The 16875-nt window shown below is 69.7% G+C and carries 18 protein-coding genes; 7 read left to right on the top strand and 11 right to left on the bottom strand.

What is annotated here, in order from left to right; all coding sequences use genetic code 11:
* Positions 1–267: 267 nt before the first annotated feature.
* The 5 genes from ACH442_RS31635 to ACH442_RS31615 form a co-directional block, all read right to left on the bottom strand.
* The gene (locus ACH442_RS31635) at positions 268–1371 is read right to left on the bottom strand and encodes a PQQ-binding-like beta-propeller repeat protein (protein WP_396341785.1); all 1104 of its coding nucleotides are present in this window, start codon (positions 1369–1371) and stop codon (positions 268–270) included.
* Positions 1372–1442: 71 nt separating this feature from the next.
* On the bottom strand, positions 1443–2012 hold the full coding sequence (locus tag ACH442_RS31630; RefSeq protein WP_396341784.1) for a DUF305 domain-containing protein: 570 nt from the start codon (positions 2010–2012) through the stop codon (positions 1443–1445).
* 56 nt (positions 2013–2068) lie between these two features.
* The gene (locus ACH442_RS31625; protein WP_396341783.1) at positions 2069–2869 is read right to left on the bottom strand and encodes a lytic polysaccharide monooxygenase; all 801 of its coding nucleotides are present in this window, start codon (positions 2867–2869) and stop codon (positions 2069–2071) included.
* Positions 2870–2971: 102 nt separating this feature from the next.
* Positions 2972–4297, bottom strand: a complete 1326-nt coding sequence (locus ACH442_RS31620; RefSeq protein ID WP_396341782.1) for a HAMP domain-containing protein — start codon at positions 4295–4297, stop codon at positions 2972–2974.
* Positions 4294–4980: a response regulator transcription factor gene (locus ACH442_RS31615; protein ID WP_203744128.1), complete on the bottom strand. Its 687-nt coding sequence runs from the start codon at positions 4978–4980 to the stop codon at positions 4294–4296. The genes ACH442_RS31620 and ACH442_RS31615 overlap by 4 nt, the downstream gene beginning before the upstream one ends.
* A gap of 28 nt (positions 4981–5008) precedes the next feature.
* On the opposite strand from ACH442_RS31615, the gene ACH442_RS31610 reads away from it, so the two are divergent.
* From ACH442_RS31610 to ACH442_RS31585, 6 genes are all read left to right on the top strand, one after another.
* Positions 5009–5608, top strand: coding sequence for a DNA mismatch repair protein MutL (locus ACH442_RS31610; RefSeq protein WP_396341781.1), 600 nt, complete (start codon positions 5009–5011; stop codon positions 5606–5608).
* Between the two features lie 166 nt (positions 5609–5774).
* The gene (locus ACH442_RS31605) at positions 5775–7724 is read left to right on the top strand and encodes a M4 family metallopeptidase (RefSeq protein WP_396341780.1); all 1950 of its coding nucleotides are present in this window, start codon (positions 5775–5777) and stop codon (positions 7722–7724) included.
* Positions 7725–7799: 75 nt separating this feature from the next.
* Entirely contained in the window at positions 7800–8852 is a 1053-nt protein-coding gene (locus ACH442_RS31600; RefSeq protein ID WP_396341779.1) for a hypothetical protein, read from the top strand.
* Positions 8853–9031: 179 nt separating this feature from the next.
* Positions 9032–9634 carry a biotin transporter BioY gene (locus ACH442_RS31595; protein ID WP_396341778.1) on the top strand — a complete coding sequence of 201 codons (603 nt, stop codon included), beginning with the start codon at positions 9032–9034 and terminating at the stop codon, positions 9632–9634.
* Between the two features lie 110 nt (positions 9635–9744).
* Positions 9745–10371 carry a hypothetical protein gene (locus ACH442_RS31590; protein WP_396341777.1) on the top strand — a complete coding sequence of 209 codons (627 nt, stop codon included), beginning with the start codon at positions 9745–9747 and terminating at the stop codon, positions 10369–10371.
* Positions 10372–10449: 78 nt separating this feature from the next.
* The gene (locus ACH442_RS31585; protein ID WP_396341776.1) at positions 10450–11022 is read left to right on the top strand and encodes a GNAT family N-acetyltransferase; all 573 of its coding nucleotides are present in this window, start codon (positions 10450–10452) and stop codon (positions 11020–11022) included.
* Here ACH442_RS31585 and ACH442_RS31580 read toward each other — a convergent pair.
* Positions 11019–11390 (bottom strand): hypothetical protein, encoded by a 372-nt coding sequence (locus tag ACH442_RS31580; protein WP_396341775.1) that lies wholly within the window; start codon positions 11388–11390, stop codon positions 11019–11021. The two genes, ACH442_RS31585 and ACH442_RS31580, sit on opposite strands and share 4 nt — an antisense overlap.
* A gap of 264 nt (positions 11391–11654) precedes the next feature.
* On the opposite strand from ACH442_RS31580, the gene ACH442_RS31575 reads away from it, so the two are divergent.
* Positions 11655–11984, top strand: coding sequence for an ArsR/SmtB family transcription factor (locus tag ACH442_RS31575; protein ID WP_396341774.1), 330 nt, complete (start codon positions 11655–11657; stop codon positions 11982–11984).
* A 169-nt stretch (positions 11985–12153) separates the two neighbouring features.
* On the opposite strand, the gene ACH442_RS31570 is transcribed toward ACH442_RS31575, so the two are convergent.
* From ACH442_RS31570 to ACH442_RS31550, 5 genes are all read right to left on the bottom strand, one after another.
* A complete protein-coding gene (locus tag ACH442_RS31570) occupies positions 12154–13008 on the bottom strand; it encodes an NAD(P)-dependent oxidoreductase (protein WP_396341773.1) in 855 nt (284 codons plus the stop codon).
* Between the two features lie 17 nt (positions 13009–13025).
* Positions 13026–14054, bottom strand: coding sequence for an L-glyceraldehyde 3-phosphate reductase (mgrA, locus tag ACH442_RS31565; protein WP_396341772.1), 1029 nt, complete (start codon positions 14052–14054; stop codon positions 13026–13028).
* Positions 14055–14184: 130 nt separating this feature from the next.
* On the bottom strand, positions 14185–14787 hold the full coding sequence (locus ACH442_RS31560) for a hypothetical protein (RefSeq protein ID WP_396341771.1): 603 nt from the start codon (positions 14785–14787) through the stop codon (positions 14185–14187).
* A complete protein-coding gene (locus ACH442_RS31555) occupies positions 14787–16076 on the bottom strand; it encodes a hypothetical protein (protein WP_396341770.1) in 1290 nt (429 codons plus the stop codon). Before ACH442_RS31555 ends, ACH442_RS31560 begins: the two co-directional genes overlap by 1 nt.
* Positions 16073–16873: an ABC transporter ATP-binding protein gene (locus tag ACH442_RS31550; RefSeq protein ID WP_396341769.1), complete on the bottom strand. Its 801-nt coding sequence runs from the start codon at positions 16871–16873 to the stop codon at positions 16073–16075. The genes ACH442_RS31555 and ACH442_RS31550 overlap by 4 nt, the downstream gene beginning before the upstream one ends.
* Positions 16874–16875: the final 2 nt, after the last annotated feature.

Genomic DNA, 16875 nt, shown 5'->3' with positions numbered 1-16875 from the left:
AGCGTTCTTACACGATTACAACCATCATCGGCCCCACACCGCCATCGGCAAGACCACGCCGATCACCCGGTTGAACAACCTGGCTGGACATCACAGCTAGGGGGTTAGTCACCACCTCCTTGAAGCTCGCACGCGCTGGCGATGTGCTCCTGAAATGCCGCGACAGTCCGTCTTTCCATCCTGCGTAGCGGTAAGCGGCGCCGTTTGAACGGGGTACGCACGCTGCTGCGGATGCCCAGGTAGCCCTTGTCGATCGGAATCAGCGCGTCATCCAGACTCAAGGGGGATGTACGCGGTCAGATGGGAGCCGGTGTCCTGAAAGAGGCGGCCGCCAGCCGGGACGGCGGCTCCGGAGAAGGTGGGCCCGGCTGGGGTACCAGTTTGGGCGTTGAGGACGGGGCCGCCGGTGTAGAGGAGGTCGGCGGCCAGGACCGGCTGGGCGGCGGCCGCCGGGAGGTTCCGTGACCACAGGGCCCGGCCGGTTGCGGCGGCCACGGCGGTGATCTTGCGGTCCACCGCCAGGTAAAGGTGCGGACCGTCGGTGGCCACCAGCGGGGTTTCCTGCCCCGGTCTGGTCCACAGCGTCGCACCGGTGGACGCGTTGAGCGCGACCAGCACCCCGGTCGGGTCGGTGGCGTAGTAACGGTCGGCCGGTGGGCTTGCGGCCAGGACTTGGAGTGCGAGCGGGCGGGTCCAGCGGATCACACCGGTGGTGATGTCGACTGCGGTTGTCGCGCCGGCGGGCTGGCCGTAACCGTTGGTGCTGATCAGTGGTACGAGACCGTCGGCGGAGACTCCGCTCGACGCGTGGCCCGGTTGGGACCAGAGGAGCTTTCCGTCGCGTACGCGATAAGCCGCGACTTTGTCCTCATCGGAGGGTGACGTGCCGGAGACCAGGACCACGTGTTTGTCGACGACCACTGAGTCGATGGGGTTGTCCAGGTCGAGCTGCCAGCGCGGGTGTCCCCGCTGGTCGAGGGCGGTGAGCCGGCCGTCGGGGTCGCTCATCGAGTTGCAGCTGCCGTTGGCGAGGATCAAGGTGTCGCCGTCGACGGCCATCCGCGGGGTGCTGTTGTCGTCGGCGTGGTCCCAGGTGTGGCGCCACAGTACGTCACCCGTGGCCGGATCGTAGGCCGAGATGCCCTCTTTGTCGGTGGCGTAGAGCCGGTTGTCGCCGAGGATCGGGGCGGAGTAGCCGGAGCAGCTTTCCTCGGCGTCGCGCAGCTTCGCGGTCCAGAGTTGGTGGAGATGTCCGACGGTGGTCGCGGTTATCGCCGTCTCGTGCGGGTTGAAGTGGCTGTCCTCGGCGTCGAACCCGGGGTGGGGCCACGCGAGGGTGGCGGTGATCAACAGGGTCGAGACGGCGTACATATCCTGGAAAATACGGGAAAAGCGGATGGCCCGCCCGCCAGGCCGGGCCATCCGCAGCGCCGACGGGTGAATCAGCCGTTGAGAAGTTTCAGCATCTGCTGGACCTGGTCGGCCCGTGATTGCTTGACCCGCTCCGCGAACTGCTTGGTCTGCTCGTTCGCGCCTTTGTCCAGCTCCAGCTGAGCCATCTCCACGGCGTTGTGCTGGTGGGCCAGGAAAAGGTTCAGGAACGCCGACTCGAAGTCCGCCTTCTTCACCGTCTTCAACGAGTCGATCTCGGCGTCGGTGGTGCTGGGGAGACCGCCGTGGTCGGCGTGGACGCTGACGCGCTTGTCGACCGTGGTGGGTTTGCCCCATTCGGTCAGCCAGTTCTGCATCATGGTCAGCTCGTCCTTCTCGGTGAGCTGGACGGCCTTGGCCAGGTCGGCGACGTCGGCCCGGGTGGCCCGGGACGCACCGATCTCGGCCATCTGCAGGCCCTGCTGCTGGTGATCGGCCAGCATCTGCAGGAACATCACGTCCCGGTCGTTGAAGGTCGACCCGGCGGTGATCTCAGCGACGTTCTTGACCGCGGGGGCGGTGGCCGTCGGGGCGGCCGGCTCCTTGGCGGTCCCGCATGCTCCGAGAAAAGCCAACGGCACGACGAAGGTAAAAGCCGCGAATCGACGACCAAGCGCGGAACTCACAACCGAGCGCTTCACAGCGGCAGCCAGAGGGCGAGCGTGTAGACCGACGGCTCCCAGCTGCGGATCGACGAGTGCGACTGGCGGCACTTGTAGGAGACACCGTTGTAGGTCACCACGTCACCGGTCTTGTAGCTGACGCCCGGCGCCCACGCGTTCCCGGAAGAGGCGGCGGAGCTGGTTGCGGTAGCGGTCGGCGCCGCGGTGGTGGCGGTCGCGGTCGGCGCCACGGTGGTGGGCGCGGTCGTCGGCGCCTTGGTCGGGGCCACGGTGGTCGGCGCGGTGGTCGGGGTCGACGACCCGCTGCCACCGATGTTGACGTCCACGCAGCTGTAGAAGGCGTTGGCCGTGTCCCCGATGTTCCACACCGCGAGGACCGTGTGCTTGCCGGAGAACTTGCTGACGTCGACGGTGTGGCTGACGGTCGCTTCGGGGATCGCGTTGTCGTCGTTGAACGTGGCGACCTCGGTACCGTCGACGTAGTAGACCCAGCTCGCCGTCCGGTGCCGGGCGGTCAATACCCAGTTGAACTTGACCGAGGTGCCGACGGAGGTGGCCGGCCAGCTCCGCGAATTGTCGTTCAGGACCGTGAAGCCGGCGTTTCCACCGTTGCATTGCTTGGAGCCTTTCGGCGCCTCGACACTCTGCGGCTCGAACTGAATCGCGCCGCAGTCCGCGACCGCGCCGGAGGCGCACTGCGCCTGGCGGCTCGGCGGCGACGAGACGTAGCCGTGGGCCAGGGCCGGTGAGGCGATCACCAATGTCGACCCGACCATCCCGAGGGTGGCCAGCGGGTAGGCGATCTTCCTGCGCATGTCAGCTCTCCAGACATCGTCCTGGCGTACTTACGAGCCGGAACATTAGGAAGAGCTGCCATAACGGAGCCTTAAAGCGACCGAAAACCCGCCTGAAAACGGTTATCGCACGGCTCGGCGACGCCGCCGGGGCGGCGGCGTCTCCTCGAGAAGACCATCCTCGGGAGACGTCAGCAGGAAACCCACTCTTGCCCCACCCAGCGGGCTTCGCCCGACAACCAATTGCCCGCGTACGGTCTCAGCCGCGCGACGCACGATGTCGAGCCCGAGCCCGGTCGAGCCGGCTCCGCTGACCCCGCGTTGCACGGCGATCGCCGGGTCGGCGATCCCGGGCCCGGCGTCGTCCACGAGCAGTCCCGTCGACGAGACGCTGACCCGGAACGCCACCCCCTCGTCGGTGTGCGAGAAGACGTTGCCGAGCATCGCGTCGACCACGAGGATCACGTCGCTGCGGGACATCGGCACCATCACCGGCTCGTGGCCGCCGACCACTTCCCAGGGGCGTTCCTGGTCCTCGGCGAGCACGGACCAGAACGCCAGCCGGTCGGCGAGCGCCTCGACCAGGTCGCACTGCTGGTTGCCCCGGTCCGCGACACCGAGCCGGGCGCCCGTGATGATCGCTTCCAGTTCCTGATCGAGCAGGTCACAGGCCTGGCGCATGCGGTCCGCGATCGGGCCCGGCGGGATGGTTTCGGCGTCGAGGCGCAGCGCGGTCAGCGGCGTACGCAATCGGTGTGAAAGATCGGCAGCCAGCTCGCGCTCCCGATCGAGCAGGCGCCGCAGATCGCCGGCCATGGTGTTGAACGCCTGGGCCGCGTCGCGCAGTTCCCGCGGCCCGGACGGCTCGATCCGTTCGCCGAGTTCGCCGCCGCCGAGTTTGCGGGTGGACTCGGCGAGCTGGCGGGTGGCCCGGACCATTTGCGCGCCGAGCCGGTCGGCGAGCAGGGTCGAGCCGGCGACCAGCACCACGGCCAGGCCGATCAGCGAGGCCCAGGCCTTGTAGACGCCGCGGCGCATCTCGGCGTCGGTCACGAACACCTCGACGACCACGGTCCGGCCGTCGGTGAGTACGGTCGGCTGCAGGTAGGCGACCCCGCCGTCGGCGGCCGCGGTCGCCGAGCGGCGCTGTTTCGCGGCGCGGTCGACAGTGGCGTCGCTGAGGTGTGAATTCCCGATCGGGTCGAGGCCGGGCAGGTGCACGGCGAGCAGGCCGGCGCTGCCGGCGGAGGTCGAGGCGACGGCGTTGGTCAGCGCGGTCGGGTCGGCGTTCACCCCGAGCACGGTGACTATCGAGGTGGCCTGCTGCCGCGCCTCGGAGATCGCCTTGTCGTGAGCGATCTGCCAGATCGCGACGGCGAGCGGGACCAGGAACGCCAGCGCGACCATCGAGGTGATCGCGAGGGCGAGCCGGTTGAGTGCCCACCTCACTGCGGATCGACCATCATCACGCCGACGCCGCGGACGGTGTGCAGGAAGCGGGGTTTGGCGGCGGTCTCCCCGAGCTTGCGGCGCAGCCAGGAGATGTGCACGTCGATCGTCTGCTCCTCGCCGATCCGGGCCTGGTTCCACACCTGGTTCATCAGCTCGCGCCGGCTGATCACCTGGCCGACCCGCTCGGCCAGGTACGCCAGGACGTCGAACTCCCGGCGGGTCAGCTGCAACGGCTCCCCGCGCAGCTCGGCCCGGCGCTGTCGCGGTTTGATCACCAGCTCGCCGACGGTGATGGTGTTCGGCGCCTGCTCGGTGGTGGTCCGCGCGCGGCGCAGCACGGCCGAGATCCGGGCGAGGATGTGGCCGCCGGAGAACGGCTTGGTCACGTAGTCGTCGGCGCCGGCGCTCAGCAGTGCGATGATGTCCGCCTCCGAGCGCCGGGCGGTCGCCACGATCACCGGCACGTCGGAGACGGTACGCATCATCCGCAGCGCGTCGGTGCCGTCGATGTCGGGCAGCCCGAGGTCGAGGATGACCAGATCGGGCCGTTCCTGAGTGACGATCTTCAGCGCCTGGGCAGCCTGACCGACCGGGCGCACCACGTGCCCGGCATCGGTCAGCGCACGGGTCAGCGCGGCCGCGATGTTGCGGTCGTCCTCGACCAACAGGATCAACGCCATGGCGTGCAGCATAGGACCAGGTGAGAGGATGGGCCTCGTGCGATCTTCCCGTTGGGTGCCGGTAGCCGGTTGGTTCGCGGCGACGGCGAGCAGCATCGTGCTCTCCTGGGTCGCGCTGTTGCCGGTGCTCAACGCCGCTCGCGCCGACGTCGGGACGTTGCCGGACATCGATCAGGTGCCGGCCGCGGAAGTGGTCGCCCCGGTCTCGCTGCCGCCGGTGCCGACGCCGAGCCGCCCGGCGCCGAGCCGCTCCGCCGAGCCGCAGACCGATCCCACGCCCACGTCGAAATCCCCCAGACCCTCACCGAAGCCGTCGACCGCCAAGGCCACGACGAAGCCGGCGACGACCACCGAGGACGGCTGGACCGTCACCACGGACGGAAGCGGGCTGAAGACGTACGTCCGATCCTTCTCGGTCAAGGGTGGTCAGGCGGTCGTCAAGATGACCAGTGACGGGGTGGTTTCGCTGGTCACCGCCACTCCGGCCGACGGTTACGCGGTGGAGAAGACGCAGAGCAAGCCGGACGACATGGCGGTCTACTTCAACGAGACCAACCACAGCTTCATCATCCGGGCCATCTGGTGGAACGACGCGCCGTTCGCCGAGGTCAGCGAGATCGGATCATAGGACTTAACCAATAGGAAACGCTCTCCGGCGCCGAACGAGGGTTTTCCCTGATTCGGTGACGTTCGTCGATGCCTAACGTCTCACCTCAAGTCATCCAGGTGTGACCCATCGTCCGACGGACGGTCGAACCCGCCCGCCAACCCCCCGGGCGGGAAAGGAGCAGTGCGTGAAATCCCGTACCCCTGTCGTGGTCGCCTCGGTTGCCGCAACCGCGGTCGCCTCGGTGGCCGTCGCGCTCGCCGGACCGGCGACCGCCACGCCCAGCGTCGCAGCGTCACCCGCCGCGGCCGCTGCCGCTGCCGCTTCTTCACTGTTCGCCGCCCGTCCGGCGGCTCTCCACGCCTCCGCGGACGAGGTCTTCGTCCAGCACGACGTCATCTCCACCGACAAGCTCCAGTACGTCCCCTATACCAAGACGTACAAGGGTCTCGATGTCATCGGCGGTGACGGTGTCGTCGTCACCGACCTGGCCGGCCAGGTCAAGTACACCTCGGTGGCGCAGGACTCCCCGCTCGGCGCGGTCAACACCACCCCGGCCCTGAGCGCCGCCGACTCGGTCAAGGTCGCCAAGGGCGAGCTGAAGACGGTCAGCGGCGTCGAGAGCACCAAGCTGGTCGTCTTCGCCTCGACCGGCACCCCGGCCCTGGCCTGGGAATCCACCATCAAGGGTACGAGCGTGGACGGCCCGAGCCGGCTCACCGTCGACGTGGACGCGGCCACCGGCAAGGTGCTGCGCACCTACGAGCACGTCACCGACGTGACCGGCACCGGCACCGGCTGGATCAACGGCTCGGTCAGCCTGGACACCACTCTCTCGGGCAGCACGTACAGCCTGAAGGACCCGTCGATCACGAGCCTGACCTGCCAGGACGCGTCGACCAACACCACCTTCAGCGGCACCGACAACGTGTGGGGCAACGGCACCGGGACCAACAAGGAGACCGGCTGCGTCGACGCCTTCTACTCGGCGCAGAAGGAAAAGGCCATGCTCTCCACCTGGCTGGGCCGGACCGGCTTCAGCAGCAGTGGTGGCGCCTGGCCGATCCGGGTCGGCCTGAACGACCAGAACGCGTACTACGACGGCACGCAGGTCCAGATCGGCAAGAACACCGCCGGTCAGTGGATCTCCTCGGCTGACGTTCTGGGCCACGAGATCGGCCACGGCATCGACGACAACACCCCGGGTGGCATCTCCGGCAACGGCACTCAGGAGTTCGTCGGCGACGTGTTCGGCGCGGCCACCGAGGCCTTCGCCAACAACCCGAACGACCCGCCGGACTACCAGGTCGGCGAGGAGGTCAACCTGGTCGGCTCCGGTCCGATCCGGTACATGTACAACCCGTCGCTCGCCGGTGACGACAACTGCTACTCCAGCAGCACCCCGAGCCAGGAGGTGCACGCCGCGGCCGGTCCCGGCAACCACTGGTTCTACCTGCTCGCCGAGGGCACCGCGCCGACCGACGGCCAGCCCAGCAGCACCCGGTGCTCCGGCTCCGGCGCCATCACCGGTGTCGGCATCCAGAACGCCACGAAGATCATGTACAACGCGATGCTGATGAAGACCAGCAGCTCGTCGTACCTGAAGTACCGCACCTGGACGCTGACCTCGGCCAAGGCCCTGGACAGCACCTGCGCGCTCTTCAACACCACGAAGGCCGCCTGGGACGCGGTGAGCGTGCCGGCCCAGTCCGCCGACCCGACCTGCACCGGTGGTGGCGGCACCGGCTCGCCGACCCCGTCGTCGAGCACCTCGAACCCGCCGTCGACCGGCTGCACCGGCAGCAACGCGACCGCCGTGGCCATCCCGGACGCCGGCTCGGCCGTCTACAGCAACATCGCGATCAGCGGTTGCGCCAAGACCCCGTCGACCACCGCGTCGATCTCGGTCAACATCACCCACACCTACCGCGGTGACCTGCGGGTCGATCTGGTGGCGCCGGACGGCACGGTCTACAACCTGAAGGCCACGTCGAGCAGCGACAGCGCCGACAACGTGGTGGCGACCTACTCGAAGAACCTGTCCAGCGAGGTGGCGAACGGGACCTGGCAGTTGAAGGTCCAGGACGTCTACTCCTCGGACACCGGCAAGATCAACAACTGGTCGCTGACCCTCTGACCGGTTGAGTCGACAGAAGGGGCGTTGCCTTCGGGCAGCGCCCCTTCCAGTGTGACCGGGCTTACAGTGAGCCCCATGCGTACGTTCGTCGTCGCAACCCTCGCACTGTCACTGCTGCCGGCCGCGCCGGCCGTGGACACCGCCCCGCCGGAGGTCCACTCGATCACCTTCGCGAAGTCGTCGGTAACCATCTCCGGCCTGCGGACCGAGTTCGTCGAGGTACGGGTCCGACTGACCGACGAGACCGGCGTCCAGCCCACCGAGTACCTGCCGAGCGACCGGCTGGCCTCGCCCTACCTGCACCTGAACACCGCACTCGACAACATCGTCCTGCTCCGCCTGGCCAAGGGCACCCCGCAGGACGGCATCTGGTCCGGCTCGCTGCCGGTCACCTCCGCGTGGAGCGGCGCGGTCACGGTGACCGGTATCCACGCCGAGGACCAGTCGCTGACGCATCCGCTCGAGATCGATCCGCGTACCGTCGTCGACGCGCCGACACTGCAGGTCACCAGCTCGCACCGGCCGGCCCTGGACGTGACGTTCGCGCCCGAGCCGCTGCCGTCCGGCAAGCCGTTCGTGGAGACCGTCCGCGCCTGGGACACCACCACCGGCAAGGCGTGGCCCGGCCTGTCGATCCGGCTCAGTGACGACAACGGCTGCGTCGAACCGGGCGCCGTGAGCTCGGTAAGGACCAGCGCCAACGGTACGTACCGGCGGAAACTCACCTGGTCCGCGCGGCAGTGGCTCCATTGCGCCTGGGTGTCCGGAATCAACCAGCCGACGATGCCGGAGCCGCGGACGATGATCGCGGTGGACAGCGGCTTCGTCCGGACCAAACGGTTCGTGGTGCGCGCGACCGCGGCCGCCACCTCGGTCAAAGCCGGCACGAACGTCGCCGTGACCGGCAACGTGACGCCGGTGGTCCCGGGCAAGAGTGTTCGCCTGCAGCGGCTCCACCCCGGCAACGTGTGGCGCACGGTGAACAGCGTCCAGGTGCGGACCAGCGGGCGGTACACCCTGGTCGCGACGCCGCCGGGGCGGGCCACCTACTACTACCGGGTCTACGCGCCCGGGGACGGCTACGCGGTCGGTGGACTGTCCAAGACGGTCACGATCCGGGGCACCTGACCGACTTCGATCAAAACCATTCCGCCGTACGGGCATAGCACCACTACGTCCGTACAAGAAAGGGGTGTTTGTGAATTTTGCCGTCCGGCGCCGGTCCAGTGTGGTGCGATCCAGGCCACAGTGACGCCGGACCGTGATCTTCGAGCCTTACGTTTCCGGCAACGCTGGACGGAGGCCGCATGGTGACTGACGTTTTCGGGGCCGTGGTGCCCGGCCGCCCGACCGGGGTGCTCGCCGACGTGTGGGGCCGCTCCGCCGTGCGTGACGTCGCCCTGGTCACCGGGGCGGCCGTGGCGGTCGGGCTCGCCGCGCAGATCGCGATCCCGGTGCCGGGCTCGCCGGTGCCGCTCACCGGGCAGACGTTCGCGGTGCTGCTGGCCGGCGCGGTGCTCGGGCCCGGTCGCGGCGCGGCCGGCATGCTGCTCTACGCGGTGGCCGGCGCCCTGGGCGTCCCTTGGTTCGCCGGCGGCACCTCCGGCTGGCCGATCGCCACCGGGGGCTATCTGCTCGGCTTCGTCATCGCCGCCGCGCTGGTCGGGCAGTTCGCGGCGCTCGGTGCGGACCGGCGTCCCGGCTACACGATCGGCCTCATGTTCATCGGAAATGTGCTGATCTACCTGTTCGGCGTTCCGTGGCTGGCGTTGATGACCTCCATGGACGTGCCCGAGGCGGTTGTCAAGGGCGTGGTGCCGTACCTGATGGGCGATGTCCTGAAAATCGTGCTGGCGGCCGCCGTCCTGCCCGGTTCGTGGATGCTGCTGAACCGCAAACGCCCTGGTTGAGCCGTCGCAGACGGGGTAACAGGCCTTCCCTGAACGACGACCAGGGAGGCCAGGACATGCGATTGAATCTGCTCCGACCGCTGTACGAACGCCCCGGACCGTGGGCTTCGGTGTACCTCGACACATCCCGGGACGACGCGGACACCGCGAAGGTGGTCGAACCCCGCTGGCACGCCGCGCGGGAGACGCTGGCCGAGGCCGGCTGCGACCCGCTGACCGTGCACGCGCTGGAGGACGCGGTCCTGGACCATCCGTCGCGTCCCGGGCGCCACGGCCTCGCCCTCTTCGCCACCGCCGGCGAGGTGGTCCTGCGGCGAACGCTCGGCACGCCACCGATCAAGGACATTTGCGCGTACGAACCACTGCCGCACGTGATGCCGATGATCGCGCAGCTGGCCCGGGAGACCGAGCCGGACACTCCGATCACGGACCGGGTCGACGACGGTCTGACCGAGGTGGTGACCCACCTGTCGCGGGGGCAGGTGGACACGTTGCTGCTGATCGACGACCCGTCCTCGACCGAACGGCTGTGGATCGGGCCGGATCCGCTCCAGCTCAGCGACGACCCGGAAGTACTCAACGCGGCCGGGGTCCGGCACCCGCCGCTGGTCCGCGCGGACGCCGCGATGATGCGGGCACTGACCGCCGCCGACGCCTCGATCGCGCTGGTCGCCGCGGGTGAACACCTGCGCGGCGGGGTCGGCGCCCGGCTGCGGTTCGCGGAAGTGCGCCGCTGATTCCACAGGCTGTGTGCACAGGTTGTGGATAACTCGAACGGGTGTACGAACGGCGACACGCGGTGGCAGGATGATCGCGTGTCGCCCACCGAGCTGCGCCCGACCTATCCGATCACCACCGAGCGGCTGCTGCTGCGCCCGCTGACCCAGGCCGATGCCGAGGCGCTGCTGGCGTATCGCAGCCGCCCCGACGTCTGCCGTTACGTGCCGTTCGAGCCGATGACCCCCGAGACGATCACCGATCGGCTCGCCACCTACTGGGCTGCCACGGTCCTCACCGACGAGGGGCAGTCACTGACCCTGGGCGTCGAGATCGCCGAAACCGGTCAGCTGGCCGGCGACGTGATCCTGTTCTGGCACAGCCGCAAACATCGTGGCGGCGAGATCGGCTATGTGATGAACCCCGAGTTCGCCGGTCAGGGATACGCCACCGAGGCGGCCCGGGCCATGCTGAAACTCGGCTTCGAGACCCTCGGCCTGCACCGGATCATCGGGCGGATCGACGAACGCAACGAGCCGTCCGCCCGGGTGCTGCGTCGCCTCGGCATGCGGCAGGAGGCGCGGCTCGTGCACAACGAGCTGTTCAAGGGCGAGTGGAGCACCGAGGTCGGCTTCGCGATGCTCTCCGAGGAATGGGAGGCCATGGGCTAGATGTCCAGGTTGGACTCGATCCGCTTGAGCTGGTGACGGGCCAGCGCCAGGTTGGCCCGCTCCTTGTACAGCGCCAGGTAGAGGAAGAGTCCCTGCCCGGAACGCCCGGTCAACGGCCGGATCAGGTGGTACTGCGAGTCCAGCGTGATCAGCACGTCCTCGATGTTCTCGCGCAGACCGAGCATCTCCATCGTGCGCAGCTTCGCGCGGACCACCTCGGTGTTCGCGGCCGAGGCGACGCTCAGGTCGAAGTTGCGATCACCGCCGGCGATACCGAGGGCCATTCCGCTGCTGCGGTCGACCAGAGCGACGCCGATGGCGCCGTCGATCTGCATCGCGTCCTTGAGGGCAACATCCATGTCCGGCATTTCGGGTTCCTTCCGGTGGCTCGCTCCGATCGACATCGACTGTCACCGACGCACGGACAACCCCGTCGCACACAATGTCCGCCTTGGACAGAAGCCCAGCTCCCATTCTCTTAATGACATCGAGGCAGTTGAAGATTTCTGCAACTTCGAAAGCGCGTAAGACGCGTAACCGGGCCGCTCTCCCCCGCGTTGGTCGGTGCGATGGACTCTTCGCGTTGATCTGACTCCTCGCGTCGGTCGGCGAATGACTGGAGGAGACCCGCCGTGTCAGTGCCGCTGTACCAGGCGAAGGCCGAGATGTTCCGGACACTCGGCCACCCGGTCCGGATCCGGGTCCTGGAACTGCTGCAGAACGGGCCGCGGCCGGTCCGCGACCTCCTCGCCGAGATCGACGTGGAAGCGTCCAACCTGTCCCAGCAACTCGCCGTCCTGCGCCGGGCCGGCATCGTGACCTCGTTCCGGGACGGGGCGCTGGTCATGTACGCCCTGAGCACCACCGACGTCGCCGACCTGCTGGCCGCCGGCCGCCGCATCCTCGGAGCGGTCCTCACCGACCGTGACGGTCTCCTCGTGGAGCTCCGAGCCCAGAAGTAACCCGCAACTCCCACACGCGCGCCCCACGTCTCGGACGCGGCACGCGGCACGCGGCTCTCGCAGCCCACTCCGGCCCCCGCGGCGATTCGCGGTGGCCGGCCGGCGCTCACCGTGGTCATGAGGCGGGCGAACCACCACGGTGAGCGCCGGCCGGGAGCGGGTGGGCAGGTCAGCCGGGGAAGGAGGCGTAGTACGAGGCGGCCATGTCCTCGTCGCCGTGACCCTGCTCGGCGGCGCGGCGGAAGCGCTCGGCACCCGCGGCCGCCACATCGAGGCGTACGCCGGCGTCGGCACCGGCACCGACGATGAGCCGCGCGTCCTTCTCGGCCGTGACCACCGCGAAGCTCGCCGGCGACAGCCGGCCCTCGACGATCGCGGAGCCCTTCGCCCGCAGGTAGCCCATGTCCAGCGGACCGCCCTCGATCAGCCCGAAGAAGTCGGCCGGGTCGACGTCGAGGCCCTTGGCCAGCGCGAGCGTCTCCGCGACACCGTGTGTGACGGCCAGGACCCAACTGTTGGCGACGAGTTTGAGCCGGGTCGCCGCCTCGGTCCAGACGGTACGTGCGCCGACCGCGTCGAAGACCGGCGTGATCGCGTCACGGTGCTCGGCCGGGCCGGTGGCGAGAACGGTCAACTGACCGGCCTCGGCCGGCTGGCGGGTGCCGAGCACCGGCGCGTCGAAGAAGACCAGCTCGTGCTCGCCGGCGAACGCGGCCAGGTCGGCGACGTCCTGCAGGCTCGCGGTGGTCGACTGCATCCACAGCGCGCCCGGGCGCAGCCCCGGGACGGCCTCGGCGATCACGGAGCGGACGGTGGCGCCGTCGTACAGCATGGTCAGGATGACGTCGGCGCCGGTCACGGCCTCGGCCGGGGTGTCGGCGACCTGCACGCCGTCCGCGGCGAGCGGCTCGGCCTTGGCGCGACTCCGGTTCCAGGCCCGGACGGTGTGCCCGGCGCGAGCCAGGTTGCGGGCCATCGCGGCACCCATGATGCCGGTGCCGAGGACGCTGACAGTGAGGTTCATGGTGTTCAGGCTCGCTTTCAGGACGCGCTCGACCGCGCCCACAGGTTGATGCCGGACTCCGTCGCGTACTTGTCGATCTCGGCCAGCTCGTCCGCGGTGAACGTGGTGTTCTTCAGTGCGGCCAGGTTGTTCTCCAACTGGGTGACGCTGCTCGCGCCCAGCACCACCGACGTCATCCGCGGGTCCCGCAGCGACCAGGCGATGGCCAGCTGCGCCAGGCTCTGGCCGCGCCGCTCGGCGATCGCGTTCAGCGCGCGGATCTTGCTCAGGTTCTCGTCGGTCAGCCAGTCCGGGGTGAGCGATTTCTGTTCGCCGGCGCGCGACCCCTCCGGGATGCCGTTCAGGTAGCGGTCGGTGAGCATGCCCTGGGCCAGCGGGGAGAAGCCGATGCAGCCGGCGCCTTCCCGCTCCAGCACGGTGAGCAGGTCGTCCTCGATCCAGCGGTTCAGCATCGAGTACGACGGCTGGTGGATCAGCAGCGGCGTGCCCAGGTCGCGCAGGATCGCGGCGGCCTCGACGGTCTTCGCCGGGGAGTAGGAGGAGATGCCGACGTAGAGTGCCTTGCCCGCGCGGACCGCGGCGTCCAGCGCGCCCATCGTCTCCTCGAGCGGGGTCTCCGGGTCGAAGCGGTGCGAGTAGAAGATGTCCACATAGTCCAGCCCCATCCGCTTCAGGGACTGGTCGAGGGACGCGGTCAGATATTTCCGGGAGCCGTGGTCGCCGTAGGGCCCGGGCCACATGTCGTAACCGGCCTTGGTCGAGATGACCAACTCATCCCGGTACGGCCGGAAGTCCTCGGCGAGCAGCCGGCCGAAGTTGATCTCGGCCGAGCCGTAGGGCGGCCCGTAGTTGTTCGCCAGGTCGAAGTGCGTGACCCCGAGATCGAAGGCACGGCGCAGCACCGCGCGCTGCGTCTCGATCGGCTTGTCGTCGCCGAAGTTGTGCCACAGGCCGAGCGAGATCGCGGGCAGTTTCAGCCCGCTGCGCCCGGCCCGGCGGAACTCCATGGTGTCGTAGCGGTCGGAGGCGGCTGCATAGGAAGTCACCGTTGATTCTTATCCCAGAACGCGCCGGCTCCGCTCCGGTCCGGCTCAACCCACTCCCGCGTACGGCCAGGAACGCCCACCGGGCCGAGCCCGCCCCGCCCCGGCCCGGCCCGGCCCGGCCCGAGGAGCGTCAGGCGGCGTTCTCCGCGGCGGCGCGGCGGGGCGGGCCGGCCAGCGCATACGCCCCGAGGCCGCCCACCGCCAGCGCCACCGCCGTCACCGCGGCTGCACCGTTCCGTGGGTCCTGCGCCTGCCAGGTGAGCACCTGCCCGAGCCGGCTCTCCCCCTGCGGGTACAGGATCGCCGCGAGGGTCCAGCCGAGCGGCACGAACCACGAGCGGGCCGGGCTGATCACCGTGGCGCAGAGCGCGGTCAGGCCGAGCAGGCCGGCCGCGTTCCGTGCGACCAGCAGTTCCGGGGTGAAGCGGGCCGGGGTGAGCAGCGTGACCGCGAGCAACCCGATCACCAGGAGCATTCCCGCGAGCACGTGCGCGGCCCGGCGCGGGAGCCAGCGCAGCGCGGCGGTGCGTTCCAGTGCGGCGTCCGGGCTGACCAGGGTCGGCGTCAGCGCCGTCACCATCAGCAGGACGGTGAGGAGGACGAGTTCCGGGCCCACCTCCCGGGTGTTGGAGGCGGCCAGCCACAGCGACCAGGTGAGGACGGCGCAGCCCACCGCCACGGCCGCGGCCAGCGGCGCGCGCCGCGAGCGCAGGTACAGCATCAGCCAGCGCATCACTTGCACTCCAGGGCGGCGGCGCGGATCGCGGTGACCTTGGCGGCCGCCTGGTCGGCGGGGAGATCGCGCAGCGCCTGCCAGCGGATCACGGCGTCGGCGGCGGTGTCCGGTTCCTCGAACACCGGCTGCCGGCCGATCAACCAGTACGCCGCGGCGAGCGTGTCGGGCCGCGCGGGGCCCTTGTCGCAGTCGTAGGGGCTGGCAAACGCCGCGACCACGATCTTCGGCATCAGATTGCCGATCTCGTCGCTGGTCCCGTCGAGGGATTCGTAGCCGGTCCTGATCGGGACCAGGGCGACGTCGGCGGACCGCGGTGCCGGCCGGTACGGCAAATAGGTCGTGTTGTCCTCGTGCACCTGCGTCGGTGTGCCCGGCAGTTTCGCCAGGATCGTCAACGCCTCACGGGCCTGCGGGACGATCGTCGGCAGCAGCCCCTCGTGCACCCGGCTGACGCAGACCCGGGCCTCGTCCGTCGCGCAGACCAACTCCTGTGCGACCGGGTCGACGGAGTCGACGACCGTCCGGTTCTGGTGCGGCATGACGGTGACGGCCAGCGCGGCGCCGAGCGCTACCGGCAGCAGCGCCGCCAGCCGCAGCCGCCGGCCGCTCGACGCGAACAGCAGCACCCCGGCGACAGCGAGCCCGGCCAGCCAGATCGCCTGGGCGACGCTGACCCGCCCCGGAACGGTCGTGTACGCGTCGGGCATGTTCATCTCGTAGATCGGCGAGAAGACCAGCGCCAGCCAGCCCCGGGGACGGGTGATGGCGGGGATCGTCAGCAGCAGGCCCAGCCCGGCCACGCCGAGCGTGGGCGCGGTCGCCAGCCAGGGCAGCAGCCGGCCGACGGCCAGGCCGATCCAGACCGCGGCGAGCAGCGCCAGCGCGCCGACCGCAACGACGGCCACCACCGCCACCGGCAGGTAGCTCGCGGTGCTGATGATCGACACCGCGCCGGCGACGCCCATCAGCACGTAGGCGGCGACGATCGTCACGGCCATCGCGCCGAGCGTCGGGACGACGCGCTGGCCCCGTGGCCGGGGGGTGCTGGCGAACAGCTCGGTCACGTTCGACTGCTGCTCGCGGCGGCCCTGCCAGGCGCCGGCGGCCAGCGCAAGCGGCCAGAGCATCGCAAGGTAGAGCCGCTGGGTCATGACCAGCTGCATCCAGCCGGTGGACCACTCCGCCTCGTCGACCAGGTAGAGCAGGGCAACGCCGACGGCCAGCAGGATCAGGGCCGACCCGACCGCGGCGGAGCGGCGGATCTCGATGCTGAGGGCACGGGTCATCGGCCGGCCTCCGCCCGGTGCCGGCGCAGCAGCGCCGAATAGCCCCGCTCGGCCGGGCTGTCACCCGGGTCGCCCTCGCCGCCCTGCGCGATCAGGTCGGCCGGAGTGCCCTGGTAGAGGATCCGCCCCTCGTTCATCATCACCACGTCGCTGCAGGCGGCGACCACATCCTCCACCAGGTGGGTGGAGACCAGGACGCAGCAGTCCGTCCCCAGGTCGCGCAGCAGCTCACGGAAGTCGAGGCGCTGCTCCGGGTCGAGGCCGACGGTCGGCTCGTCCAGCAGCAGGACCGCGGGGTCGTTGACGATCGCCTGGGCGATGCCGGCCCGGCGCAGCATGCCACCGGAGAGCGTCTTCATCCGCGAGCCGGCCCGGTCGGCGAGACCGACCCGCTCGATCGCGCGCTGCACCGCCCCGGGCACCAGGGATTTCGGCATCTCCTTGAGCCAGGCCATGTACTCCACGAACTCGCGCACCGTGAAGCGTGGGTAGAAGCCGAACTGCTGCGGCAGGTAACCCAGCCCGCGACGGACCCGCCGTAGGTCGGCCCGCCCGTCGACGGACTCGCCGAGCAGGGTCAGCTTGCCGCCGGCCGGCTCCAGCACGGTGGCCAGCGCGCGCATCAGCGTCGTCTTGCCGGCACCGTTCGGCCCGAGGAGGCCGTGCACACCGGTGCCCAGGGCCAGGTCGAGCCCGTCGACGGCCAGGTGCCGGCCGGCCCGCACACGCAGCCCTTCGGCGTGCACCACCCAGGGATGGGTGGTCGGGGCGGTCTCGGCCGCGCTCACCGTACGCATAT

Source organism: Actinoplanes sp. NPDC020271, from assembly GCF_044388125.1.
In the GTDB taxonomy this organism is placed as follows: Bacteria; Actinomycetota; Actinomycetes; order Mycobacteriales; family Micromonosporaceae; genus Actinoplanes.
Note: the sequence above shows the minus strand (reverse complement) of the source record. Positions and strands in the feature narration are given on the sequence as shown.

Bases quoted from the DNA above. Each gene is read 5' to 3' on its own strand.
- ACH442_RS31550 (WP_396341769.1), bottom strand. From the start codon at position 16,873: ATGCGTACGGTGAGCGCGGCCGAGACCGCCCCGACCACCCATCCCTGG.
- ACH442_RS31580 (WP_396341775.1), bottom strand. From the start codon at position 11,390: ATGCCGGACATGGATGTTGCCCTCAAGGACGCGATGCAGATCGACGGC.
- ACH442_RS31615 (WP_203744128.1), bottom strand. From the start codon at position 4,980: ATGGCGTTGATCCTGTTGGTCGAGGACGACCGCAACATCGCGGCCGCG.
- ACH442_RS31600 (WP_396341779.1), top strand. From the start codon at position 7,800: ATGCGTACGTTCGTCGTCGCAACCCTCGCACTGTCACTGCTGCCGGCC.
- ACH442_RS31570 (WP_396341773.1), bottom strand. From the start codon at position 13,008: ATGAACCTCACTGTCAGCGTCCTCGGCACCGGCATCATGGGTGCCGCG.
- ACH442_RS31555 (WP_396341770.1), bottom strand. From the start codon at position 16,076: ATGACCCGTGCCCTCAGCATCGAGATCCGCCGCTCCGCCGCGGTCGGG.
- ACH442_RS31610 (WP_396341781.1), top strand. From the start codon at position 5,009: ATGGGCCTCGTGCGATCTTCCCGTTGGGTGCCGGTAGCCGGTTGGTTC.
- ACH442_RS31635 (WP_396341785.1), bottom strand. From the start codon at position 1,371: ATGTACGCCGTCTCGACCCTGTTGATCACCGCCACCCTCGCGTGGCCC.
- ACH442_RS31625 (WP_396341783.1), bottom strand. From the start codon at position 2,869: ATGCGCAGGAAGATCGCCTACCCGCTGGCCACCCTCGGGATGGTCGGG.
- ACH442_RS31595 (WP_396341778.1), top strand. From the start codon at position 9,032: ATGGTGACTGACGTTTTCGGGGCCGTGGTGCCCGGCCGCCCGACCGGG.
- ACH442_RS31560 (WP_396341771.1), bottom strand. From the start codon at position 14,787: ATGCGCTGGCTGATGCTGTACCTGCGCTCGCGGCGCGCGCCGCTGGCC.